The sequence below is a fragment of the Owariibacterium komagatae genome, from assembly GCF_045865535.1.
Classification (GTDB): Bacteria; Bacillota; Clostridia; order Oscillospirales; family Ruminococcaceae; genus Ruthenibacterium; species Ruthenibacterium komagatae.
This window is the reverse complement of the sequence record NZ_AP031406.1, coordinates 3548868-3573574: the sequence shown is the minus strand read 5'-3', so window position 1 is coordinate 3573574 and position 24707 is coordinate 3548868. Positions and strand designations below refer to the sequence as shown.

General features: G+C 49.1%; 23 protein-coding genes. 7 read left to right on the top strand and 16 right to left on the bottom strand.

Translation table 11 applies throughout. The features are described from left to right. Positions 1-13: 13 nt before the first annotated feature. The 13 genes from ACKTS9_RS17825 to ACKTS9_RS17765 all read right to left on the bottom strand — a co-directional run bounded on the left by ACKTS9_RS17825 (position 14) and on the right by ACKTS9_RS17765 (position 12975). Positions 14-1903 carry an ABC-F family ATP-binding cassette domain-containing protein gene (locus ACKTS9_RS17825; protein ID WP_349216043.1) on the bottom strand — a complete coding sequence of 630 codons (1890 nt, stop codon included), beginning with the start codon at positions 1901-1903 and terminating at the stop codon, positions 14-16. A 12-nt stretch (positions 1904-1915) separates the two neighbouring features. Further along, positions 1916-3778 carry a hypothetical protein gene (locus ACKTS9_RS17820; RefSeq protein ID WP_407882007.1) on the bottom strand — a complete coding sequence of 621 codons (1863 nt, stop codon included), beginning with the start codon at positions 3776-3778 and terminating at the stop codon, positions 1916-1918. A gap of 258 nt (positions 3779-4036) precedes the next feature. Next, positions 4037-4150 carry an OadG-related small transporter subunit gene (locus ACKTS9_RS17815; protein ID WP_349216046.1) on the bottom strand — a complete coding sequence of 38 codons (114 nt, stop codon included), beginning with the start codon at positions 4148-4150 and terminating at the stop codon, positions 4037-4039. A 13-nt stretch (positions 4151-4163) separates the two neighbouring features. Further along, positions 4164-5309 carry a sodium ion-translocating decarboxylase subunit beta gene (locus tag ACKTS9_RS17810; RefSeq protein ID WP_407882158.1) on the bottom strand — a complete coding sequence of 382 codons (1146 nt, stop codon included), beginning with the start codon at positions 5307-5309 and terminating at the stop codon, positions 4164-4166. A gap of 66 nt (positions 5310-5375) precedes the next feature. Beyond that, on the bottom strand, positions 5376-6308 hold the full coding sequence (locus tag ACKTS9_RS17805; RefSeq protein WP_407882005.1) for an alpha/beta hydrolase: 933 nt from the start codon (positions 6306-6308) through the stop codon (positions 5376-5378). Beyond that, entirely contained in the window at positions 6274-7011 is a 738-nt protein-coding gene (locus ACKTS9_RS17800) for a YjjG family noncanonical pyrimidine nucleotidase (protein ID WP_407882003.1), read from the bottom strand. Before ACKTS9_RS17800 ends, ACKTS9_RS17805 begins: the two co-directional genes overlap by 35 nt. Before the next feature lie 124 nt (positions 7012-7135). Next, on the bottom strand, positions 7136-7285 hold the full coding sequence (locus ACKTS9_RS17795) for a hypothetical protein (protein ID WP_407882001.1): 150 nt from the start codon (positions 7283-7285) through the stop codon (positions 7136-7138). Positions 7286-7338: 53 nt separating this feature from the next. Next, entirely contained in the window at positions 7339-8301 is a 963-nt protein-coding gene (locus ACKTS9_RS17790; RefSeq protein WP_407881999.1) for an NAD(P)H-dependent glycerol-3-phosphate dehydrogenase, read from the bottom strand. Next, positions 8298-8969, bottom strand: coding sequence for an HAD hydrolase-like protein (locus ACKTS9_RS17785; RefSeq protein WP_407881997.1), 672 nt, complete (start codon positions 8967-8969; stop codon positions 8298-8300). Before ACKTS9_RS17785 ends, ACKTS9_RS17790 begins: the two co-directional genes overlap by 4 nt. Before the next feature lie 13 nt (positions 8970-8982). Continuing rightward, positions 8983-9777, bottom strand: a complete 795-nt coding sequence (locus ACKTS9_RS17780; RefSeq protein WP_349216055.1) for an ABC transporter ATP-binding protein — start codon at positions 9775-9777, stop codon at positions 8983-8985. Beyond that, positions 9770-10684, bottom strand: a complete 915-nt coding sequence (locus tag ACKTS9_RS17775) for an ABC transporter permease (RefSeq protein ID WP_349216057.1) — start codon at positions 10682-10684, stop codon at positions 9770-9772. The genes ACKTS9_RS17780 and ACKTS9_RS17775 overlap by 8 nt, the downstream gene beginning before the upstream one ends. 102 nt (positions 10685-10786) lie before the next feature. Continuing rightward, the gene (locus tag ACKTS9_RS17770) at positions 10787-11776 is read right to left on the bottom strand and encodes an ABC transporter substrate-binding protein (protein ID WP_407881994.1); all 990 of its coding nucleotides are present in this window, start codon (positions 11774-11776) and stop codon (positions 10787-10789) included. Between the two features lie 173 nt (positions 11777-11949). After that, positions 11950-12975, bottom strand: a complete 1026-nt coding sequence (locus tag ACKTS9_RS17765) for a M42 family metallopeptidase (RefSeq protein WP_407881992.1) — start codon at positions 12973-12975, stop codon at positions 11950-11952. A gap of 123 nt (positions 12976-13098) precedes the next feature. On the opposite strand from ACKTS9_RS17765, the gene ACKTS9_RS17760 reads away from it, so the two are divergent. The 4 genes from ACKTS9_RS17760 to ACKTS9_RS17745 all read left to right on the top strand — a co-directional run bounded on the left by ACKTS9_RS17760 (position 13099) and on the right by ACKTS9_RS17745 (position 17369). Further along, positions 13099-13584, top strand: coding sequence for a DUF1836 domain-containing protein (locus ACKTS9_RS17760; RefSeq protein WP_407881990.1), 486 nt, complete (start codon positions 13099-13101; stop codon positions 13582-13584). Positions 13585-13651: 67 nt separating this feature from the next. Further along, positions 13652-14356 carry a tRNA (N6-threonylcarbamoyladenosine(37)-N6)-methyltransferase TrmO gene (tsaA, locus tag ACKTS9_RS17755; protein ID WP_407881988.1) on the top strand — a complete coding sequence of 235 codons (705 nt, stop codon included), beginning with the start codon at positions 13652-13654 and terminating at the stop codon, positions 14354-14356. Positions 14357-14360: 4 nt separating this feature from the next. Further along, entirely contained in the window at positions 14361-16292 is a 1932-nt protein-coding gene (locus ACKTS9_RS17750) for an NAD(+) synthase (RefSeq protein ID WP_407882156.1), read from the top strand. A gap of 6 nt (positions 16293-16298) precedes the next feature. After that, entirely contained in the window at positions 16299-17369 is a 1071-nt protein-coding gene (locus ACKTS9_RS17745; protein ID WP_349216064.1) for a M42 family metallopeptidase, read from the top strand. Between the two features lie 63 nt (positions 17370-17432). Here the strand turns inward: ACKTS9_RS17745 and ACKTS9_RS17740 are convergent, their stop codons facing one another. Genes ACKTS9_RS17740 through ACKTS9_RS17730 form a run of 3 tightly spaced genes read right to left on the bottom strand, consistent with a single transcriptional unit; the run spans position 17433 to position 21299 of the window. Beyond that, positions 17433-18812: an ABC transporter permease gene (locus ACKTS9_RS17740; protein WP_349216066.1), complete on the bottom strand. Its 1380-nt coding sequence runs from the start codon at positions 18810-18812 to the stop codon at positions 17433-17435. Then, positions 18799-20487, bottom strand: coding sequence for a CARDB domain-containing protein (locus ACKTS9_RS17735; protein ID WP_349216068.1), 1689 nt, complete (start codon positions 20485-20487; stop codon positions 18799-18801). Before ACKTS9_RS17735 ends, ACKTS9_RS17740 begins: the two co-directional genes overlap by 14 nt. After that, the gene (locus tag ACKTS9_RS17730; RefSeq protein WP_349216069.1) at positions 20484-21299 is read right to left on the bottom strand and encodes an ABC transporter ATP-binding protein; all 816 of its coding nucleotides are present in this window, start codon (positions 21297-21299) and stop codon (positions 20484-20486) included. The genes ACKTS9_RS17735 and ACKTS9_RS17730 overlap by 4 nt, the downstream gene beginning before the upstream one ends. Before the next feature lie 87 nt (positions 21300-21386). Here ACKTS9_RS17730 and ACKTS9_RS17725 point away from each other — a divergent pair, with 87 nt between their 5' ends. The 3 genes from ACKTS9_RS17725 to ACKTS9_RS17715 all read left to right on the top strand — a co-directional run bounded on the left by ACKTS9_RS17725 (position 21387) and on the right by ACKTS9_RS17715 (position 24655). Then, positions 21387-22133 (top strand): YdcF family protein, encoded by a 747-nt coding sequence (locus ACKTS9_RS17725; protein WP_407881984.1) that lies wholly within the window; start codon positions 21387-21389, stop codon positions 22131-22133. Positions 22134-22424: 291 nt separating this feature from the next. Further along, the gene (pyk, locus tag ACKTS9_RS17720) at positions 22425-24170 is read left to right on the top strand and encodes a pyruvate kinase (RefSeq protein ID WP_407881982.1); all 1746 of its coding nucleotides are present in this window, start codon (positions 22425-22427) and stop codon (positions 24168-24170) included. 17 nt (positions 24171-24187) lie between these two features. Continuing rightward, a complete protein-coding gene (locus ACKTS9_RS17715) occupies positions 24188-24655 on the top strand; it encodes an S-ribosylhomocysteine lyase (protein ID WP_407881980.1) in 468 nt (155 codons plus the stop codon). Positions 24656-24707 lie beyond the last annotated feature (52 nt).

Genomic DNA, 24707 nt, shown 5'->3' with positions numbered 1-24707 from the left:
TCCGGGATCTTTTTTATGCATTTTCTTCCTGTTCGTAGGTCTCTTGCTCTTCCATCAGGGCGCCCCATTCATTGTACGCCTCATCCTGGCGAAAACGGGCATCATCCAATTCATCGCAAACTTCTCGCAGCCGAACATGATCTTTCAGAACATCCGGGTCATTAACCGCACCTTCCAAATCCATAATCTTTAATTCCAGCTCTTCCATCTCGTCTTCCAAAGCTTTGATTTTCGCGCGAAGTTCAGCTTTCCGTCTTCTTTGCTCTTTTCCATAAGCCGGCCGCGGCTGAGTCGGCTTTTCCTCCGGAATCTTTTCAACCGGATTTGTTCGCCGCATTAAAGCCTCATAATTTCGGAAGATAACTGCGTTTCCATCTTCTAAATACAGAATCGGGCAGCCCAGGCTGTTCATCAGATAACGATCATGCGTGACCAAAACCAGCGTGCCCTCATACGCTTCCAACGCTTTTCCAAGACTTTCTCTGGTATAAATATCCAAATGGTTTGTGGGCTCATCCAAAAACAAAAGATTCGGCCGTTCCAACAGAATTTCTGCAAATCGAAGCCGTGCCAATTCTCCACCGGAAAGCGCCGCGCAATTCTTAAATACATCCTCACCGCGGAAGTTTAATTTTGCCAGGTGGCTTCTGACTTCCAATTCCGTCATTTTAGGATACTTATCCCAAATAGCATGAATCACTGTCCCCGCCCGGCGAGCCTGTTGCTGTTCAAAAAAGGATGGTTTCGCTCCTGCGCCCAACCGTACCGTACCGGTCTGCGGTTTCAATTTTCCGGCCAGCACTCGCAGCAGGGTCGACTTTCCGGCTCCATTCGGGCCAGCAATGACCAATCGTTCACCACGAAGAACAGTAAGTTCCAAATTTTGCACAAGGGTCTTCCCACCCAGTACAATTCCAAGATTATGCGTTGTAAGCAACTCATTGTAAGGAGTAATATCAAACTCAAAGCGGAACTTAAGCTCTGTGTGTGCAGTTTTCGGTGCCTGTGTGATCTCCAGCTTTTCCAACTGCTTACGGCGGCTTTGCGCCATTTTGGTCGTTGAGGCACGCACAAGATTGCGGGCAATATAATCTTCCAGTTTCTGTGCTTTTTCCACATCTGCGTCGTGCTGTTTCTGCTGCAGCGCAACCGCGGCTTCTTTCTGTGGAAGATAGGCAGAGTAATTTCCCTTGTACATTGTGAGCGTGTGCTCTTCAAATTCAAAAATCCGGTTGCAAACCGAATCCAGAAAATATCGATCGTGACTTACCGCAAGAATCGCCCCGGTATAGCTGCCCAGGAACTGTTCCAGCCACTCCATCGTTTCAAAGTCCAGATGGTTGGTCGGTTCGTCCAGAATCAGGATGTCCGGACGCTGCAGCAGCAGTTTTGCAAGCCGAAGCCGGGTATGCTCTCCACCAGACAAAACCGAAATCCTTTTTTCATACGTTTCAGGCGGGAACGCCATTCCGTTCAGAATCTTTCGAATCTGCGTATCCATCTGATACCCATCACCGGCATCTACAATTGCCTGCAATTCCGCATGGCGTTCCATCAGCGAACGGTCCTCCGGATGAAGCGCCATCTGACCTTCAAGGATTTCCATCTCCGCCATGGCATCCAACACAGAACGATAAGCATTCTTCATCTCACCGTATACCGTTTGAGCAGGATCCAACCGGCTGTTCTGTTCCAAATACCCCAAGGTCGTACCGCGTGCAAAGGAAATCTCACCCGCATCCGGTTCCAGTTCCCCTGTAATCATTTTCAGGAATGTTGTCTTGCCTGCACCGTTTTCTCCAATAATTCCAACTCTATCCTGGTTGTCCAAGGTGCAGCAAACATTCTCAAGGCACAAATCAGCCCCAAAACTTTTATTCAAATTTTCAATGGTTAATAACATATATGCCTCAGCTTAAGATATCTTATAAATCTCTACATCTTCATTGGAAAACACACAAGGAAAGCCGGAAAGTTGCTCCGTATCCCCTTCATATTGCGTAGAATACACCAGGTAATCAATTCCGTTCTCCTTGCACAACTGCGAAATTTGTTCTCCGGTCGTCTGCGCACTGAATAGCGCCTCATTCACTGCGCGTTTTTCGCTTACGACCTTCTCAGAAACTCCCATATTGGTGATAGCGTACGTATACCCTTCCATATACGCCTGTCTTCCGGATAACGCAGAGTAAATGCTGGAAATTCCATCATTCGTATTCGCCATTGTGTGAATACGATTGGTTGCAAACACTGCATCCTGCTCTGTGTTCTCCCGCATCCAGATCATTGCTTCTTCATCACCGGCGCGAACAGTGCTGACATAAGGATACTTCGGAATGATATCAAGATTCCTTCCCAACTGCCGCATACCACTCCCGGTAAAGTTTATCACCAAAACCACAGTTGTGGCAAGGCCCAAGATCCCGCCCACAATTGTGATTTTTTTAAGAATTCCTCTAACCTGGTCGATTTGATCCACGGCCAGCAGGTTCAAGAAGAAAATAGCGACCAATGCAAAATACAGCTGACTGTACGACGGATGCCAGAACAGGAAAAAAGCTAAAAATCCGCCTGCCACAACACCGTTGGCCAGCAACCTCTCCGCAGGGAGTTTGAAAAGTGTTCGAACGTCTTTTCCCAAGCCATTCAGATAAAGCGGAATTTGAAAAGGCTGCATGCACACCAATGCCAAAAGCCCGCCAAGCAGCAAGCGAAGCCAATGATTGTCTGCCAGCCCCAAAGCGCCAAGCCACTGATAGGGCGGCATATTCTTGATTGTCTCAAATCCAAAGTGTACGCTTGTGTTCACACCGGAAGAAAAAATCACAAAATAGATGGTCAGGAAGATAGCAATTACACCGCCATAGCACAGCAGAGCTTTTCCCCATTTGGGCTTGCGAAAAAGCAAAAAAAGCATGGTGATTGCAAAACTGCAGGCCACAATAGCTGCCGCCGGTCCCTTAGCAAAACAAACGAGAAAAAAACTGCACAAAAATGTGGCGAGGAAGCGAATTCCAACCTGGAAATGGGCTTCCGCCAAATGTTGAAACAGCACAAGAAAAACAGAAATAAAAATCAGCGCTGTACTTTGCGAGTTCACATTTGTGATCAGGTGAAGCATATTGGTATTATTAAAAACACCTTTGCCATTCAGAAGAGCTGTCCACAAGCTCGCGCAGTTAAACAGAAACATGGAAAAGGTAAAAAGCAGCGCTTTATCCCGATTGCCTTGATAAAAGTGTGTACCCATTTGATATAGGCAGCACAGCAACGCCGCCAGCACGACCGGTCCAATATAAATCACAAAAATATCATAGCAGGAAATGCCGCTGACAAATGAGAGTGCCCCCACTGTCAGTTCCGTAAGATAATGATAAGCAAGTCTCACCTGTGAAAAACGAATATCTTGTGGTGGAAAAGCCAAATGAAAAGACTCCGCATTTCCAATATTCCACAATACATCCTGATTCGGCAAAATTTCGCCGGCCACTGTGGGATGCGCATTTTTCACCGTGACCATTAAAGCAAAAAGCACAAGCAAACCCGCCCACAAAACCAAAATGCACTGAACAGCTGCATTGGTTCTAAGGTGAGCCTGCACTTTTTTCACATCCAGACGCGCTGCAAATAAAATCCAAATCAAACCCAACACAGGCGGAAGCAACCGAACCGCCCACAAAAAGCCGAGACGTTCACAAAAACAATACAATGCCGCCAAAAATCCGGTTCCGAACAAAATCGCAAGCGGCGATGCAAAGTTTGGGATCTGCTTTTCCATTCCGGAGATCCAGGCAAAAAAGCGACCCGGAAAATAAAGATAAGCAGCAGTGCACAGGAAAAAGAGCAGCATGTCCCAGAGAGAGCCGCCACTCAACTTGGCTAAAAGCAGATAAAGCAAAACGCAAAGGGTGCACAGCACATATTTTGTGCCCACCATTCCCTGTTTCAATTTTTCAAGAGATTTTGTGAACATCAAGATCCTCCGTACAGGATAACAGCCGCCACCCCAAAAAGGTGGCGGCTGTTTGTGTCTATTTTACTTAAACATGCGGTTAAGCCCAGATACGACCAGGCTGATAATACCCATTACAATGAAGATTCCGCACATGCCCATGAGCATAACGCCCAACGACTGCAACAACTGTTCCATTTGTCAGTCCTCCTTACTTCGCAATCAGGTTCAGAATCAGACCACCCGCAATAACGCTTGCAATCTGACCGCCCACGTTCACACCTGCAGCATGCATCAGCAGGAAGTTCTGCGGGTCTTCCTTCAGGCCCATTTTGTGGATCACACGGCTGGACATGGGGAACGCGGAAATACCGCACGCGCCAATCATGGGATTGATTTTCTTCTTGGTGAACAGGTTCAGCAGCTTTGCAAACATAACGCCGCCAATCGTGTCAAAAATAAACGCGAACAGGCCCAAGCCCATAATCATCAACGTACCGACCGTCAGGAACTGATCGACCTGCATTTTCGTGGCAATGGTAATTCCCAGGAAAATCGTAATCAAATTTGCCAGCACATTCTGCGCCGTTTCAGACAGGCTGTTCAGGACACCGCATTCACGCAGCAGGTTGCCGAACATCAAAAATCCAACCAGCGCAACACTTCTGGGCGCGACCAGACCTGCAATCACCGTAACCACAATCGGGAAAAGAATGCGCGTCGTTTTGCTGATTTCTTTTGCCTCGTACGGCATACGAATCTTGCGCTCTTCTTTCGTCGTCACCATACGGATGACCGGCGGCTGAATGATAGGCACAAGTGCCATATAACTGTATGCCGCAACGATGATGGCTCCTAAGTACTGTGTATCATAGTAGTTAGCAAGGAAAATAGCCGTGGGGCCGTCTGCCGCGCCAATGATACCTACGCTGGCCGCATCCTGAATGCTGAACATTCCCGGAAGAACCATGTTCACCACGCAGGCAAGAGAGATGGTGAAGAAAATACCAAACTGAGCGGCCGCACCAAACAGCAAAAGCTTGGGGTTGGAAAGCAACGGTCCAAAATCGATCATCGCGCCGATGCCGATAAACAGCAAAAGCGGGAACAACTCGTTGGCAATACCCGCACGGAACAGAACGTCAATTGCGCCCTCTTCCAATCCACTTTCATACAGCTGGTCAATCGCACCGGACAAAGGCAGGTTAACCAAAATCGCGCCGAATCCCATCGGCAGGAGCAAGCTGGGCTCCATGTCTTTTTTGATCGCCAGATAGATCAATACTCCTCCAACGGCCCACATGACGACCATTTTGACGATCTGCAGCGCACTCATAGACATCAGCGCTCCAAACATCGCTTGGATAAACGTTGTAATTAACTCCATTCCTGATTCTCCTTTTTCATTTACATCGAACACGCTTTACAAATGCGTGTTACACCAATTTAAAATATCCCGATATACCTCTTGGCGATTCGTCTCATTCAGCATCTCATGCCGACCGCCCGGGTACAATTTAATGGAAACATCCTTTACGCCTGCCCCGCAAAGCAGATCGTAAACTTTCTGCACACCCTTTCCGTAGCTTCCCACAGGGTCCATGTCTCCGGAAAATAGCATTACAGGCAATTCTTTTGGAAAACGAGCTGCCCATTCCGGAGTACTGACCTTCGCCAGCACACACATCAGATCATGAAAGGCACTGACCGTAAAGATGAACGTACATTTGGGATCAACCACATAAGAGTTTACAATCTCCTGGTCCCTTGTGATCCAATCGTAAGGTGTATTCGGATTGGAAATTCGACTCAGATACGTACCGAAAGCCATCCGATTGATCAAGCTCGATCGATGGCGAGGTCCTTTCCATTTTGCCAGTACAGAAGTCAAAAAAATCCCCACTCCCGCAGCAGGATTTGGACCACCTGTCCCGCTGAGCAGCAATGCATCAATCGTTTCTGGATAAGTCACAGCATATAAACGGGCAAAAAAACTGCCCATGCTATGCCCCAAAAGGAAAACCGGACACCCCGGATACCGCTCTCTGGCCAAACGATTCATCGTTCGCAAATCTTCCAGTGCATGCTTCCAGCCGTTTTCTTCCGAAAAGAAACCATCTGTACCACCATCGCTCGTAGCACCATGTCCCAGATGATCATTGCCGCAGACGGCAAAGCCATTTTGCACTAAAAAAGATGCGAAATCCTGATATCTGCCAATGTACTCGCACATGCCATGGGAAATCTGCACAACAGCGCGTGGCGTTGTATCCGGGACATCGTAATAATAGCCAGCTACACGATCTTTTCCATTTGCAGAATCAAACCAAATGGCGCTTGTCCGGATTTCCGACATTGGCAAGCTCCTCCTTCTCCATCACAATTTCAAACAACTGTTCCAAATTTGTAATGGTATACGTTGGCTTTTCTTTCTCCGGCATGGGTGCATCTTTAAAGTTGCACCAGCAAGTATCCAATCCTGCCGCAGCGCCTCCGCTCACATCAGCGCGCAGAGAATCTCCCACCATTAAAACCTTTTTTCGATTTTCGATGCCCAAAGAATGAAGCGCTGCATCAAAAATCTTGCGAGACGGCTTGGAAGCCCCCACTTTTCCGGAGACAAATACTCCGTCAAAATACGGAAGGATGCCGGCCCGCTCCAGCCGCCCCAACTGAACATGCTCCACACCATTGGAAACTACGACCAGCGTTGCAACTTCAGCAAGTTCCCGCAACGTATTTTCCACTTCCGGATACACATCTGCTCTCTGTGCAAGCTGCGCCAAATAATATGCGTTCATCTGAACAGGATCTTGCGTTCCCTCCAGTTCTTCCTGAAGCTTTTCAAAACGCCTGACCACCAGTTTTTCCTGGCGAATCTCTCCACGTTCCAACGCCGCCCACAATCCATCGTTGATGGCACGATATGTCTGTTCGGTCTGTTCCGTTGCAGGCAATCCGAAATGTTCCAGTGTCTCCAGCAACGCCCCATGTTCAGCAGCTCCAAAATCCAAAAGCGTTCCATCCAAATCGAACAGAACACAATGATAAACAGCCATTTTCAAACCTGCCTTTTTTAATCCTCTATCTAATTATTATGTCTTATTTTACACGGCTAGTCAACATAAATTTACGTAGAAAAAGGGAGATGCATCATCTGCGTTCTCCCTCTCTTCCAAAAACTCATCTTTCTGCGATCTGTTCTTTTTTCTCTGTGGCCTGCGGGACGTCATTCCAAGTGCTTAAATCATAATTTTCCTGACTTGTAAACGCCGGATTGCAGTCTCTTACAGGCGTACTCTCAACGAACTCATTGATTTCCTGCTGATACATGGGTATCCCCTCCTTCGCCTCATCCTATGCTGAAACGAAGAAAAGCGTTCTGCTCATGTATCAAATTCACCTTTGACCGATCGCATAAACAAAGCCTTTAAGGCTTTGTCCCCATCCGCATTCAAATACAAAATATCATAAACCGTTTTACAAATCGGAAGATCCACCTGGAATTCTTCACCCAATCTTACCAACGCCTGAACGGTCGGCACGCCTTCAGCCAATTCGCCATATTCCTTGCCCTGAATATAATTTTCTCCAAAGCGACGGTTGTGGCTGTGCGGCGAAAATAGAGTCGCCTCATAATCACCCAAATGGCACAGGCCATAAGCAGAAAGCTCATTTCCGCCCATTGCACGGATCAACCTCGCAACTTCACGTGCTCCCCTTGCCATCAGCGCACCTTTCAAACTGGAAAGCCCTTTTCCGTCCAGCATTCCCGCGGCGATTCCAATTACATTTTTGGCTGCCGCCCCTACTTCCGTACCAATCAGGTCATTTCCGCGATACAGGCGAATCAAGTCCGAGTTCAACTGGTCGACAATAAAGCTTACGGTTTCACGATCGTCAGAATCCACAACCATGCAGTTGGGGATCCGATTGGTGAAATCCTGCACATGCCCCGGTCCAACCCAAACGGCTACCCGCACTGGCTGTTTCACTTCTTCTTTGAAAACCTCTGTCAGACGTTTTCCAGTATCACTTTCAAGGCCCTTCATACATAGAATAAACGTTTTGTTCTGAACGGGATATTCATTCACTTGTACGGCCAGTTCCCGCAGATGCTGGGCACCGATCGAAATCACAATCACATCAGCAAACGAAATTGCCGCCGCCAAATCGCTGGTCATCACAACACTGTCCGGCAAAACAACATACTGGTTTTTACCAGTTTGCTTTAATTCCTGATAGCCTCGGGACGTTTCTCTTCCCCAAAGCCGAATCTCATGATTCTGTCCGTGATACCACGCCAAAAACGACCCCCAGCGCCCACATCCAAGCACTGTAATCTTCATGTCGTTTCCTCCGTTTCATTGTCGTTCTGTCCCAAAAGCCAACTGCTCACATCCATGGGGGTTTTTGCATAATAGACCGGGCTGAAGGCCTGCAATTCCTGCGGCGTACCATATCCATAACCAGCAGCAATCACCGGCAGTCCACATGCAGCTGCTCCCTGCATATCATTGTCACGATCACCTACCATGACCGCTGTTTTTCCTGCGAAACAGGGTTGCGCCAACACATCATCAATCACTTGCGCTTTGGTCTCCAGATCAAGTTCTGGAACCGACCCGCCCAAATAGTCGAAGTATTGATCCAAGTGCAAAAATTCCAGCATGGTCCGAGCGGCCTTTCTCAACTTGCAGGTTGCCAGGCCCAGCACAAACCCATTCGCATGCAAAGAGGACAACATGGTTTCAACGCCATCGTAAACAGTGCACTGATAGATCCCATTCGTCTCATAAAACGCTCGATAAGCCGCCACCGCACGCTCTACCTGATCCGGCGGCAGAAAGCGTGCAAAACTGTCTTTCAAAGGCGGCCCCAACAAGCTGCGTTTCTGTTCCTGGGAAAGCGTAATCCCATATGGTTCGAACGCCTTGGCAAACGAAGCCAGAATACCCGGTTCTGAGTCCACCAGCGTCCCGTCCAAATCGAACAAAACAGCCTGTATTTCTTCCATTCAATCCATCCTCTCAGGACAAAAGCATCCGGTCGTTTGCGAACTCTCCGTTGCTCGCCTGCTCAAATTTTTGCAGAAGGTCTGCAACCTGAAGCTGTTTTTTTGCTTCTCCGGCCACATCGTAAATAATCTTACCCTCGTGCATCATAATCAAACGATTTCCATACCGAATCGCATCTTTCATATTATGAGTCACCATCAGTGTTGTCAACTGATTCTCTGCCACAATTTTTTCGGTGATGGAAAGCACTTTGTGCGCTGTCTTGGGGTCCAGCGCAGCCGTATGCTCATCCAGAAGCAGAAGGCGCGGGTTCTGAAGCGTTGCCATCAGCAACGTGACCGCCTGACGCTGTCCGCCGGAAAGCAGACGCACTTTGCTGGTCAGCCGATCCTCAAGGCCCAAGCCCAACATGCTGAGCTTTTCACGATACAGTGCACGCTCTTCCTTGGAAATTCCCCATCCAAGCCCACGCTTTTTCCCGCGGCGGTAGGCCATTGCCAAATTTTCTTCAATGCCCATATTGCCGGCCGTTCCCATCATAGGGTCCTGAAAAACCCGTCCCAGGAATTTGGCCCTTTTATATTCCGGATCCGCCGTCACATCAATTCCATCCAGCAAAATGGCACCTTCATCCACACCGTATACACCGGCAATCAGATTCAGCATAGTAGATTTGCCAGCGCCATTTCCGCCGATCACTGTCACAAAATCCCCGTCATTGAGTGTCACGCTCAAATCGCAAATCGCTCTCTTTTCCGTAACCGTGCCGGGATTGAACGTCTTATGGATATGTTTCAGTTCAAGCATCGGTTCTGCCCCCTTTTTTCTTCTGCACGCTCTTTTTGAAGTATTTTCCACGCAGATAAGGCAGTGCAAGGAAAACCGCAACCGTAAGAGCACTGAACAGCTTCAAATCCTGTGTAGGCATACCGCACTGCACAACAAACGCAATGACGATGTAATAAATAATGGAACCGCCTGCAATGGACGCAAGACGGTAGGCAAAGTTAAATCGGTTTCCGAACACCACTTCGCCTACAATCACGCTGGCCAGCCCGATGACAATCGCGCCACGCCCCATATTAATGTCTGCACTTCCCTGATACTGTGCATACAAAGCGCCTGCCATTCCAACAAGGCCATTGGAGAGCACCAGCCCAAGCACCTTCATGGCATTGGTATTCACGCCCTGTGCCCGTGCCATTGCCTGATTATTGCCCGTCGCACGAATGGCACATCCAATTTCTGTTCCAAAGAACCAGTACAGTGCAGCCACTACAATGGCCACCGCAATAATCCCAACCAGAACGGCCGGCCAGATATACCGCAAGCTGACCGTCAACGGGTACTGATCCACACTTAAAGGAACATTGGATTTGCCCATAATGCGCATATTGATCGAATACAGCGCTAATTGCGTGAGAATTCCGGACAAAATTGCCGGAATACCAAAGCAGGTATGCAAAACGCCGGTGACAAGGCCGGTCAACATACCTGCAATAAAGGCAAACACCAGCGCCAGCAGCGGATTCATTCCTCCAACAATCAGTACCGCTGCCACAGCGCCGCCAGTGCACAAGCTGCCGTCCACAGTCAGGTCTGCATAATCCAGCACTTTATAAGTAATATATACACCCAAAGACATGATACCCCAGATCAAGCCCTGCGCCACGGAGCTTGGCATCGACTTCAAAAAGGCCAGCAAAAAATCCATCTTGACTCCTCTTTCCTTCCGTGCGAATCCATGTTGCAACGTAGAGTTTATTATAGCACAAAGCAGCGGCCAGGAAAAGAACTGGCCGCTGCCAATACGCCTTTATTCGACTCCCAAATCCTCAGGGATCGTTACCCCGATCTCCTGCGCGATCTCGTCGTTGACCACAACCTTCAAATCTTCCTTTGCCATATACTCAATCGGCATCGTTGCGGGATCTGCACCATTGACCATAATTTCATAGGCCTGTTCACCGGCTTTGTACCCCAGCGTATAGTAGTCAATGCTGTAAGAAGCCAGACCGCCGATTGTCACCATGTTCTCTTCGCCGCAAATGACAGGAATTTTCTCGGGCACTGTAATGTTTTTCACGATCTCCATATTATTGGCCAGCAGATTATCGGTAGGGATATAAAGAGCATCGTTTTCACTGGCCGCCTTGGTTACCACCGACTGCAATTCATTGGAATCCGCCGCTGCATACGCCTGCACCTGAATGCCCTGAGCCTCAAATTCTGCAGTTGCCAGTTCCACCTGAACCTCAGAGTTCTTCTCAGCCGAACAATACAGGATTCCAACGCTTTCCGCGTCCGGGCACAATGCCTGAAGGAGTGCTACCTGTTCTTTGATCGGGTTCAAATCCGATGTGCCGGTCACGTTTCCTCCGGGAGCCTCATCATCAGCCACAAGGCCCGCGGAAACATAATCTGTAATCGAAGTGCCTACAATGGGAATCTCTCCCGTCGCCTGAGCGGCAGCCTGCGCTGCCGGCGTGGCATTGGCAAGAATCAGATTCACGCCATCGTTGACAAACTTCGACGCAATGGTCGTGCAGTTGGTGGCTTCGCCCTGTGCGTTCTGAACATCAAATTCCACCTGATCGCCCAGTTTTTCTTTCAACGCATCTTGAAAGCCCTGTGTAGCAGAATCAAGCGCGCTGTGTTCCATATACTGAACGATTCCCACTTTATAACTCGCAGCCGCGGTCCCCGAACCCTGTGCATCATTTGCTGCACTGGAACCGGATCCTCCACACCCGGCCAGACCCGCCAGCACCGCTGCCGCTGTCAAAAACGCCCATGCCTTTTTCATATTGAAACCCTCCTGACCAGAGGTTGTCTGAGGCAACCCCTTTATTGTGCTAAAGTATATCACAGCTAAACATAAATTGATATTGACAAAGCACACAAACAGGAGGTCTTTCGATATGGCATATTATGCAAAAAACAACAATTTCGCTGAAAAATATCCGCCTTTTCCCATTATTAATCTAAATAAGAACACAGCAAATCAAACGTATTGGCGAGACCTTCAATGTGTGAACGCTCGTAACCGTGCGAAGCATATACCCCCGCCCCCACAACACAATGCCGCACATCATACCCGGCACGAAGAGCTACATCCGCATCGGAACCGTAATGGGGGTAAACATCCAAAGCATAGCGGACTTTGGCTCGTTCTGCAGCTTCCACCAAGCCATCTACGACCGCCCGGCTGCTGGGGCCGCTGGAATCCATCACACAGATAGACACCTGTGTTTCGTCGCACTGCAGGCCTTCTCCCACACATCCCATATCTACACTGATCATTTCCTTGACATCTTCCGGAATACAGGCACCGCCATGTCCAACTTCCTCATAAGTGGTAAAATCCACATACACTTTTCGGGAAGGCTGTTTTTGTTCATCTTTTAAATATTTGGCATATGTAAGCAGAATCGCCGCCGACAATTTATCGTCCAAAAAGCGGCTTTTAATGAACCCGCTCTCTGTCACCGAAAAGCGCGGTGACAGCGTGATATAATCGCCCACATTGATCCCCAATGCCCGAACCTGCGCCGCATCTTTCACTTTTTCGTCCAAAACCACTTCCAGATTATCAAATGTCCGCACAATCTTGTCATACTCGCCATTTACGTGGACCGAAGCATTTTCCAGCTGAAACGTTCCGCTGATCGTCTTCCCGCCGCGCGTATGCACCGTTACGTTTTCTGTCTCTGCATTGGACGCCTGCAATCCTCCTACCCTGGCGGCCCGCAGACGCCCATTGGGTTTGATTTCCCGTACCATGGCACCCAGAGTATCAATGTGTGCCCCCAGCAGAATGGGATTCTCTTCCCCGCCCAGGCAAACCAGAACGCCATCCTTCTGCGTCAGCGTAGGAATGTACCCTAAATTGGCAAATTCGTAGAAACAATACCGTGACACCTGTGCGGTGAAGCCCGTGGGACTCGGAATCCGCAAGAGAGCCTCCAGCTGACGAAGTGCATATTTAAGATATTCCGATTTCATAGCAGTCCACCCTTTTCGCAAATCCTTTGTAAGACAGTATAACACAGGGCGCTCTTCTTGAAAAGTAGCCCTTTTTTCGGTATACTGGTTTTGAAAAACAGATGAAAAGAGGTTTGGATACAGATGGAAGAAACTCTTTGGGAACAAAAAGGCGCCCGGCTTCCCCGTTGGAACGAACTGCCAGATTTTGAATTGTATCTGGATCAGGTGTTGAATCTGCTGGATAAATATCTTTTCCCCTTTGTTCCCTGTGAAGATTCTCATATTGTGACTGCGAGTATGATCAATAATTACGTCAAGCTTCAGCTCCTGCCGCCTCCGACCAAGAAAAAATACAATCGCTCCCATCTGGCGCATCTCATTGCCATTGGTGTGCTCAAGCAAACGCTATCTTTGCCAATGATCCGTATTCTGCTGGATAAAGGCGATCCCGGCAATTGGTACGACCCATTCTGTGAACTGTTGGAACAGGCATTTTTCAAAATGAACGACTGCGCCACTCGGGATGGAGAAAGTGCACTTGAGATGGCCACGCTCGCCTGTGCAGCCAAAGTCGCGGCAGAACGTCTTGCCCTCGCTGCAGTGAAAGAAAACAGGGTTCAAGGATGACGCCTCTTTCATTGTGTGCTATAATAACGAACAGATCTTATTCCATCGGGAAAGGCAGGATAAACGCGTGGAACAAAGCCCCGCTTTAAAAACAATTGCACGAATTCGATGCGGATTCCCCACAAAATTTGGAATCCCTCGCCAGAGCGGTCTGGTGCAGGAATTAAATGCACAGATTATTTTCGAGCCGGAATATCGCAATCCGGACGCTGTGCGCGGTCTGGAAGAATTCTCCCATGTCTGGCTGATCTGGCAATTTTCTGAGGCAGTACGCGAAAACTGGACCGCTACGGTCCGCCCGCCACGATTGGGCGGAAATAAGCGTATGGGGGTTTTCGCCACCCGCTCTCCCTTCCGCCCCAATCCGATCGGCCTCTCTTCTGTCCGTCTGAATTCCATTGAGATTCATCCGCAGCTTGGACCGGTCCTGCATGTAGCTGGCGCTGATCTGATGGACGGAACACCTATTTATGATATCAAACCATATCTTTCCTTTACTGACAGCCATCCGGACGCCAACGGCGGCTTTGCTGACCGACACCTGCAGGATTCTCTTCTGGTGCATTGCCCTGAAGAACTTTCAGCGCTTCTTGCCCCTTCCGACCGCGCTGCTCTGCTGGCGCTTTTGGCGCAGGATCCGCGTCCTTCTTACCAAAACGATCCAGATCGAATTTATGGGTTTCCCTTTTTAAATTTTGAAATCCGCTTTACGGTTCAGGACCAAACTCTAACAGTACAAAGTATCGAACGCAAAAACGAAAAAGGCGGTTAAAATGATGAACTATGGTTTTGTAAAAACGGCATGTGCCACACCGCAAATTCATGTGGCAGACTGCAGCTTCAATGAACAGGCCATTTTGACCAATGTACGAGTGGCGGAACAAGCTGGCGTTGAAATTTTATGTCTGCCGGAGTTATGCATCACGGGTTACACCTGCGGCGACCTCTTCTTTCAGGACACCCTTTTAAACAGCGCTGAGGAAGCGCTGCGCACGCTTCTTCATGATACACAGGATTTTTCCCTGTTGATCGTTGTCGGTCTGCCCTTGCGCCATAACGGTAAAATTTATAACTGCGCAGCGGTTCTGCAGCAAGGGAAGCTGCTGGGAATCGTCCCCAAAACGCACATTCCAAATTACAACGAATTCTATGAGCGCAGACATTTTGTACCTGCGCCCGCTGAAAACGAAACCTTCTTTTTTGATGGCGTCAGCATCCCCTTTGGTACCAAGCTTCTGTTCCGAAGCCGTCAGAACAAAAATCTGTGCATGGCCGTAGAAATCTGTGAAGACCTTTGGGCTCCGCTCCCCCCCAGTGTCGGCCATGCCATGGCCGGTGCTGTTCTGATTGCCAACCTTTCCGCCAGTGATGAGACCATTGGAAAGGCTGAATATCGTCGCAGTCTGGTCGAAGGGCAGTCCGCACGACTGCTGTGCGGTTATCTTTACGCCGACGCCGGCGACGGAGAATCCACAACAGACATGGTTTTTGCCGGTCACAATCTGATTGCAGAAAACGGTTCCATTCTGGCGCAGAGCCAACTGTTTCAAAATGGATTGATCTGCTCGGAAATTGATGTGGACCGTCTTGCGGGAGAACGTCTGAAAAACACAAGCTTTGATGCCTCAAAGCAGGATGGCTACGCGGTTGTTTCCTTCGAGACAACCAAAAAGGAAACGACTTTGACGCGGCGGATTGACCCTGCACCCTTCGTCCCTTCTGATCCTGCTCATCGTGCCCGCCGCTGCTCTGCAATCCTTGCCATGCAAGCCAATGGCTTAAAAAAGCGTCTTGCCCACACGGGATGCAGCAGCGCTGTAGTGGGAATTTCCGGTGGACTGGACAGCACGCTTGCACTTTTGGTCGTTACGCGGGCGTTCAAAGAGTTGGGGCGTCCGCTTTCCGATATTACTGCCGTCACCATGCCCTGTTTTGGGACCACGCAAAGAACGCGCAACAATGCCGAAAAACTTTGCCGGGCTTTGGACGTCACACTTCGTGAAGTCAATATTACAGAAACGGTTCAAAGCAATTTCCGGGATATCGGGCAAGATCCGCAGACGCACGATGTCACTTTTGAAAACACCCAAGCCCGTGTGCGCACATTGGTCTTGATGAATCTGGCCAATCGAACCAACGGCCTTGTCATCGGTACGGGTGATTTGTCTGAGTTGGCGCTTGGCTGGGCAACCTACAACGGCGATCATATGAGCATGTACGGCGTCAACGCTTCGGTGCCTAAAACTTTAGTACGGCATATTGTCGCAACGGTAGCAGATACTACGGACAGCAGTGAATTGCGTGATGTTCTGCGCGACATTTTAGACACGCCTGTCAGTCCGGAACTGCTTCCCGCGAAAGATGGAGTCATCAGCCAGCAGACAGAGGAAATTGTCGGTCCGTACGATCTGCATGACTTCTTTTTGTATTATGCTGTGCGTTGGGGCTTTTCCCCTGCCAAGGTTTTCTTCCTTGCGCAAAATGCGTTCCGGGATCAATTTGAGGATGCTGTGATTTTAAAATGGCTGCGCAAGTTCTACTGGCGCTTTTTCAGCCAGCAATTCAAACGAAGCTGTGTGCCTGACGGCCCCAAGGTCGGTACCGTAACGCTCTCCCCGAGAGGCGACTGGAGAATGCCCAGCGACGCCTGCGCTGCGGCCTGGGTCCAAGAGCTGGATCATTTGGAACAAAACAAAAAAGAAGGATAATGCGATATGCCAAATTTGAAATATTGTGAAAAAATCTCAAATGCTTTCGGTCCATCCGGCCATGAGCACGAGGTAGCCGATACCATTTCCGAATTGCTGAATGGTTTTTCCGTAAAACGCGACGGCATGCAGAATGTCTATGCTGCTCTTCCTCAAAATAATGGGAGGCCGCTTGTAATGCTGGACGCACATTTGGATGAAGTTGGGTTCATGATTCAGTCTGTGCTTTCCAACGGACTTTTGAAACTTGTTCCCCTTGGCGGATGGGTAGAACATAATATCCCTGCGCATCTTTTTGTCATCCGGAACAATCGCGGTGAACTTGTTCGTGCAGTTTCCACTTCCAAGCCGCCCCATTTCATGACAAACGCTGAAAAAAGTGCTGGACTTTCTCTGGATGATATTTTTCTGGACGCAGGCGTTTGCAGTGCCGCAGACGCCGCTGAACTAGGCTTGGAACCTGGCCTTGTAGCTGTACCCGACGTACAGTTTTCGTACTCTGAAAAGACCGGCTTAATGCTCGGAAAAGCGTTTGACTGCCGATTGGGATGCGCCGGGCTGGTGGATGCGATGGAACGCTTGAAAGACGAGCCCCTGCAAGTGGATGTTGCGGCAGCCTTCTCCACACAGGAAGAAGTAGGGCTGCGCGGTGCCAAAATCACAGCGGAACATCTTCGTCCCCGACTGGCGATTTGTTTGGAAGGCACCCCTGCCGACGATACTTTTACGCCTGCAGATCAAGCACAAGGGGCACTGAAAAAAGGTGTTCAAATTCGATATCGGGATGCAAGCATGGTTGCCCATCCGGGCTTGATTGCTTTTGCGCGCCAGATTGCTCAAAAGGCCGGGATTCCGCATCAAATGGCTGTCCGTACGGGCGGTGGGACCAACGGCGGGTCCATTCATCTGGCTGCCGGCGGCATTCTCACGCTGGTGTTGGGGATTCCTGTGCGCTATGCTCATACGCACTACGGATATGCGGCAGCCTGCGATATGGATGCGGCGGTCAATCTCGCTTGTGCAATTTTGCAAAGCCTGACTCCGGAAATTGTGGAGCAACTGAACCCTTCGCTATAATAGAATCATAAAAAAGAACAGGCGACAAATATCGCCTGTTCTTTTTTATACGCTTTTCCGGCATTACTCGTGCCGGATTGCTTCCAATGCCGAAATTTTGACTGCACGACCGGCGGGCATAATACCCGACACAATACCGATGCCTGTTGAAAACAGAATTCCCAACATTGCAAGCCACAGTGGAATTACTGAAATTTGGGAACCATACATAGGCAAAAATCCGCCCAATACCGACCCCATCAACAATGGTCCAAACGTATTCAGCGCAAAGGAAAGTGCATAACTGATGGCCACTCCGAACACACCGCCTAAAAAGCCAATCATCGCAGCTTCCACAAGGAACATGGCACGAATCTTTCCCAGTCCACACCCCAGCACCTTCATCACACCAATTTCTTTGGTGCGCTCGTAGATAGCCATCGTCATGGTGTTGGCGATGGAAAGGGCCGCCACGAACAGCGAAACAGCGCCTAAGCCGCCCAAAATCATCTGGATCATCTGGGACTGCTTTTGCATATTTTCCCGTTCACTTCTCATGGAATAAGTAGAATAACCGAGCTCCTGGATCGCTTCTTCCACGGCTTCCACATTATCCACATCATCCACTTTTACGTAGACATTGTCGTAGCCGTTGTTGCTGCTGGTGTCCTTGATACCGTTGGCTTTCATGTACTCTTTTTCCAAACGCTTCAAGACCGTAAGATCCATGACCACGCCGGCATCTGTTACATAGCCTTTTTTGTAGTCTGAGATCATAACGCCTTCTACATCCAGCGCGTACTCCAGCTCCTTGCCTTCTCCTTCGCCGCCCTGGTTATTGCTTTTCAAGGTCATCTTATCTTTGGAGATATCTACAAACGGCCCCAATTCTTTTCCGCCTGCATCTGTCTGGCCCGGATAGCGATAGGCTTTTTCTCCCCGCTTCTTTGGGTCTGTAAACTGATAACCTAAATTCTGACCTACCAGGACCTGAACCTGCTTCTTTCCGCTATTCATAGAAGCCGGTGTATCCGGCAGATAACTGCCGGACTCCAGCTCATAACCCAACAATTCAATGGCTTTGGGATACATTCCTACAACTGTGACATACTGAGCAACATAACGATCGTTTTTTCCTGCCGTCAGATTCATGTTGAAATAGCGCGGCTGATACTGCGGTGTTGCCACGACCACATGATCAAATTCATCGATTTTAGCCACCATTTCATCGTTCAGCGGATCCACTTCACCAGTACCGCTGCTCCAGTTGTATACCTGAATCTGGGTCAAGTCACCCCACTGCTGAATCATTTCGTCAAAACCGACGTTCATGGCAATGCCCAGAGACACCATGACTACAATCGAACAGGTGCCGACTACTACGCCGATAATTGTCAGCGTTGTACGGCCTTTGCGTCGGCGAAGATTCTCAAAGCAAAGGGACAGAAGATCAGAAATCTTCATCGTCATTGTCCTCCGCAAGTAATTCGGCGCGGCGTTTCGCCTTTTTCTTTTTCACGATCACTACAACCACCACAATGACCGCCACAACGCCTACTCCAATCAGCACCCAACCCCAGACAGGCATCCCCTGCTGCATGTCCATGTCGCCCATGGCATCCATATCCATATCCGGCATGTCATCATAGGTAGGCATCTCGCTGACCGTCAGGGAATAATCCTGCGTCTGCTTCTTTTCGTTTCCGTTGACATCCTCATAGGTCAACGTAATTGTACCGGAAACCGTGCCGGGTTGGTCGGTCTGAATCGTAAAGTCCGCACTGCCTTCCGTTCCGGAGTTCAAATTTCCCAGATACTGCTGCTGACCCGGCGTATTGATATTCCCCGAAATTTCCGCAGTCAGGTTATACAAAATACCCTTACCTTTGTTCACGTAGTTAACTGTAATGGTGTTTTCTTCGCCTGCATACATCTCCTGCGGCAAATCCATGGACGTAAAGGAGAAACGATCCGGCTGCACGATGGGCACGGTAATCAGCTGGCTGGAAGTCAACTGCTCATCTGTGCCCTTGATGTAATAACGATACTCCACCGTCACATTCGCTACGCCTGTTTCAGCACTGCTCTGCGCCTGCAGGGTGAAAGTAGTCTGATAGGAACCACCCGCCGGAACAGACTCCGTCAGCACCGTATTACTCCCCGCTGCCAATGTCAGCGTTTGCGGCAGTGTAATGGTAGTCACCACGTCCGAAATCGCAGTGGAACGGCTGGTATTATACGAAGTCAACGTCAATGTAAAGTTTTGTCCCGCAGCAATGTTTCCGCCGCCATAGTTGGAATCTTTTACCATGACTGTAGGTTTTGCACCGCTGGTAACAGTCTCATCCTTACTTTTCGAGCACTGGCCGATCGACTGAGAAACAGAGGTCAGCGGAAGGTTCGCAATCGGAGCGCCGGGCGTCGAATTATTGATAACACTTACATCAAAGGACAAAGTGTTGTCCTGGGCAGTAGTGTCCAGATAAGTAATGTCATTGAAGGTCAGCGAATAAGTTAGGCTTCCATCCACGGATGCCTCTCGATCCAGCCAAATATCTCCGTTGCTGCACGAAGAAAACGCTTTGGAAGTGGGGGTAATATGAATATAGCTTTTCAGATCCGTTCCCTGAGGAACATCCGAATCCAAAACACGCCCATCCACCATCAGGAAAACAATTTTGCAGTGTGTCTCAGGTGTCAGGTACAGAATGGGATTTCCCAAATTATCCACAACACTGTAGCCGGCAACGTAAAGCTGTCCGTTACCGGACTGCGGTTCTGTTACAGTACATGTTTGACTTTCTGCAAAATCCCCTTCGTTACTTTGGTTGATTGCTTTTACCGAATACTCGCCTGGAGTCGAAACCGTATAAGTGGCGCTGGTCGCCCCCGAAATCGCCGCGCCATCCTTATACCATTCATATCGAATGGCCGCACCATCCGCTGCTTTTGCTTCTACTGATAATACCAAAGAACCTCCGGACAACGTTTGCGGTTCTGATGGAAGGTTTTTGGTAAAGCTGATATTTCCTGCCGCAAACGCTATACTTGTAAAGGGTACACAGAACACACTGACCATCATCAGCAGTATTAAGGCTCCCCCCACCAGCTTTTTATAACTCTTTCTTATATTTTTCATTGTGCCCCTTCTCCTTTTTCTGCAATATCCGCTTGTGTCCGCGCATTTTCCACCTTTTCCGCCGCCGCATGCGCATACTCTTCGTCCATGGGACTCAGCTGTACCTCGAATACCTGGTTCGGATTTTCGATTACCTCGTCCCGCAGGACACATCCGTCCTTGATGGTGATGATCCGGTCAGCACATCCCGCCAGATCACGCTCATGTGTGACCATTACAAATGTGATATTGTTCTCATGCGCCAACTTCAGAATGGCATTCATCACTTGTGCAGTAGTATGCGAATCCAAATTTCCCGTAGGCTCATCCGCAAAAATGACCTTTGGGTTTCCCACAAAAGCACGCGCGATACCAACACGCTGCTGCTGGCCACCGGACATCTCCGTGGGTTTATGGTACATTCTTTTCCCCAGCCCCATTGCCTTGAGCTGCTTTGCTGCCATCTTTTCCCGTTGAGACTTTCGTATTCCTTTGAACATCAGCGGCAAAGCCACATTTTCCAAAGCAGTCAGTGTGGGCAATAAGTTATATGACTGAAACACAAAGCCCAGATTGTTTTGGCGAAAAACAGCCAACTCCTGTTCTGTCATTTTGGAAACATTCTGACCTGCAATGTACACATCTCCGCGGGTCGGCTTCTCCAGGCCCGCCAGCTGATTGAGCAAAGTGGATTTTCCGGAACCGGATGCACCCACAATGCAACAAATTTCCCCCGGATTGATGGAAAGGTTGATATCGTTTAACGCGACTACCTTCTCATGTCCTACCCGGTATACTTTTCGGATATGATCCACTTTTATAATCGGCTTCACAACATTCCTCCTCATGCGCTTCATGCGCAGAAGTTGCGTTTCCCCCGTTTGCCTGTTACAATAAAACAATCATCCGGGAGGTTTTTTATGAAAATGAAAATCATATGGGCTCTTGCGATATTTTTCCTGATTGACAGCATTCTCCGCCTGTTTCGTTCCAGTTTCAATCTAGGTTCTTTTCTAATGTATTGTATCACAGCGGCGCTGTGGGTCTACGCTGTTTTTCACGAAAAGATTGATGCCTTCTGCGCACACGGGTTCGGGCATATATGTAAAGTTCTCTTCCTTGCCGGCAGTGTTCTTTTTATCGGATGCATGCTTTTGGTTCATGTCTTAGGCAATACTGCTACCGCTACCGGACAGGAGCAAACGCTTATCGTGCTCGGTGCCGGACTGCGCGGAGAGCGCGTAACAGGATTGCTCGCGCGCCGGCTTGACGCAGCCTATGACTACTATCAGAAAAATCCTGACGTACTGATCGTAGTATCCGGTGGACAGGGACCGGGAGAAAGCATTCCGGAAGCCGTCGCAATGGAGCGCTATCTGGTTCAGAGAGGCATTTCTGATTCACAGATTTTGGCAGAAACAGAAAGCACATCTACAGAAGAAAATTTTCTGTTTTCACAAAAACTTCTTCAGGAGCACGGCATCGACCCATCCCAGCCCATCGCTTACGTCACCAATACATTTCACTGCTATCGGGCCAGGCAATATGCATTGAACGCGGGATTTTCCGATGTGAGTTCCGTGCCGGCAAGTATCGGTCTGGACTCCATTCTTCCCTGCTATATGCGCGAAGTTTTAGCGCTCGCCTATTACTTTGTTTTTAAATAAACTTTTCCGTGCTGCAAGCTTAATTATAAGACGTTCTACTCCTCAATTTTCTTTCACACCTGTGAAAAAAATTATAAATTTGAGCGTGATGCCGCTTCTCAAATCACCGCGCAGCTTCTTCTGTATGAAAAAGCAACAAACGGTCCACGCTCTGCAATGGGATGTCGGTTTTCTAAGTATAGCAAAAAACATGTAAAATAGGAAGCCCTTGCATTGCAAAGTATTCAAAAATATGTAATAATAAAGCGTATGGATGTATAAAAACGGATTGAACGATGGAGGTTTTTTCTGATGCGTAAAACAAAAATTATTTGCACTTTAGGCCCCTCGACAGACCGCGAGGGCGTTCTGCGCAGCATGATGCTGGCTGGCATGAACGTGGCTCGTTTTAATTTCTCGCATGGCACCCATGCGGATCATGCCAAGCGTTTTGCCACGTTGAAACAACTGCGTGAAGAGTTAAATCTTCCTGTGGCGGCATTGCTGGATACCAAAGGGCCTGAAATCCGTCTGCGCGATTTTAAAAATGGTGGTGCGGAACTGAAAAAGGATCAAAAGTTCACGCTCACCACCCGCGATATTCTGGGCGATGAGAACATCTGCTCCATCACCTACAAAGATCTGCCCATGGATCTTGCCCCCGGAGCACGTGTTCTGCTGGACGATGGACTGATTGAGCTGGTGGTAGACAGCATTGATGAGGACGATATTGTCTGCGTTGTAAAAAACGGCGGGCACATCTCCAACCACAAGGGTGTCAACGTTCCGGGTACAAAACTTTCCATTCCCTATATGAGCGCGCAAGATCGAGAGGATATTCTGTTCGGCATTCAGACCGGCTTTGATTTTATTGCGGCTTCCTTTGTGAGAAGTGCAGCAGATATTCTGGAAATCCGTCGTTTGCTGGACAGCCAAAAGTGTGATTATATCAAAATTATCGCGAAAATTGAAAATCACGAAGGTGTCAACAACATCGACGAAATTATTTCCGTATCTGACGGTGTGATGGTCGCCCGCGGCGATATGGGCGTAGAGATTGACTTTACAGAAATTCCGGTTATTCAAAAAGATATCATCTGGCGTTGCTACGACGCCGGAAAGCCCGTCATTACCGCCACTCAAATGCTGGAAAGCATGATCGAGAACCCACGCCCCACGCGTGCAGAAATTACGGACGTGGCCAATGCCATCTACGATGGCACCTCAGCCATTATGCTTTCCGGCGAGACCGCTGCCGGTCGCTATCCCACGGAAGCTGTCCACACGATGGCCGCGATTGCTGAACGCACTGAAAGTGATATCAATTATGACAAACGCCTGCGGCAGAAACATTTGGAAAGCCACCTGAGTGTGGCTGCCGCTGTAGCCCATGCTGCATGCACCACTGCCATGGACATCAAGGCCAATGCCATTATCACCGTATCCAAAAGCGGTGAGACCGCACGCCTGTTAAGCAAATATCGGCCGGAGACTCCGGTCATCGCCTGTGTCATGGCAGACAATATTTACCGCCAGCTTTCGCTTTCCTGGGGCATTACGCCGCTGAAGATGGGTTACGCCCACAACACCGATGAATTGATTGAAATGGCGGTGGAAACAGCCGAAAAAGCCGGGTACGTGGAAAGTGGAGACCTTGTGGTTCTCACCGCCGGCGTTCCCGTGGGAATTTCCGGTACTACCAATATGATCAAAGCTCACCTGGTCGGCAACGTTCTGATCTCCGGCGTAGGCGTAACGCCAGCCAATGCAACCGGCCCTATCTGTGTGTGCCGTTCTGTGGAAGAAGCTATGACAAAATGCAAACCGGGAGATGTTCTGGTTTTGCCCTACACCAACAACGAACTTTTGCCGGTGCTGCGCACGGTTGCTGCTGTAATTACCGAGGAATCGGGCTTGAATTCTCACGCTGCGATTGTGGGACTTACACTGGGCAAGCCCGTGGTTGTCGGCGCAGTAGGTGCGATCCGCAAGCTGACTGACGGTACGCATGTATCCGTAGATGGTGAGCGCGGCGTTGTTCATTCCATGCCCCAATAAAGAAAAGAGGCTTTTCCATGAAACGAATTGCAAGTTTTTGTGTTGACCACACCAAACTTCCGCGCGGGATGTACACTTCCCGCGTGGACGGCGATGTAGTCACCTATGATATACGAATGAAAGTCCCCAACCAGGGCGATTATTTGGAAAACGGTGCTCTGCACACACTGGAACACCTGTTTGCCACCTATGCGCGCAACTCCGCGGATGCATCGCAGGTGGTTTATGTAGGGCCAATGGGATGCCGAACTGGTTTTTATCTTCTCGTTCGCGATACGCTCGCTCCGGAAGATGTGATTCAACTGGTGAAAGACAGCTTTTCTTTCATCGCATCTTACGAAGGCGAGATTCCCGGCGCGCGGAAAGAAGAATGCGGCAACTATCGTGAACAGGACCTTCCCGGTGCACGCCGGGAAGCGGAAGCCATGCTCTCTGTCCTGGAGCACTGGAGGGACGAGCAGCTTAAATATCCCGCTTATCTTTGAATAAATCAAAAAGCAGAGGCATCTTACAGATGCCTCTGCTTTTTTCTGCCAG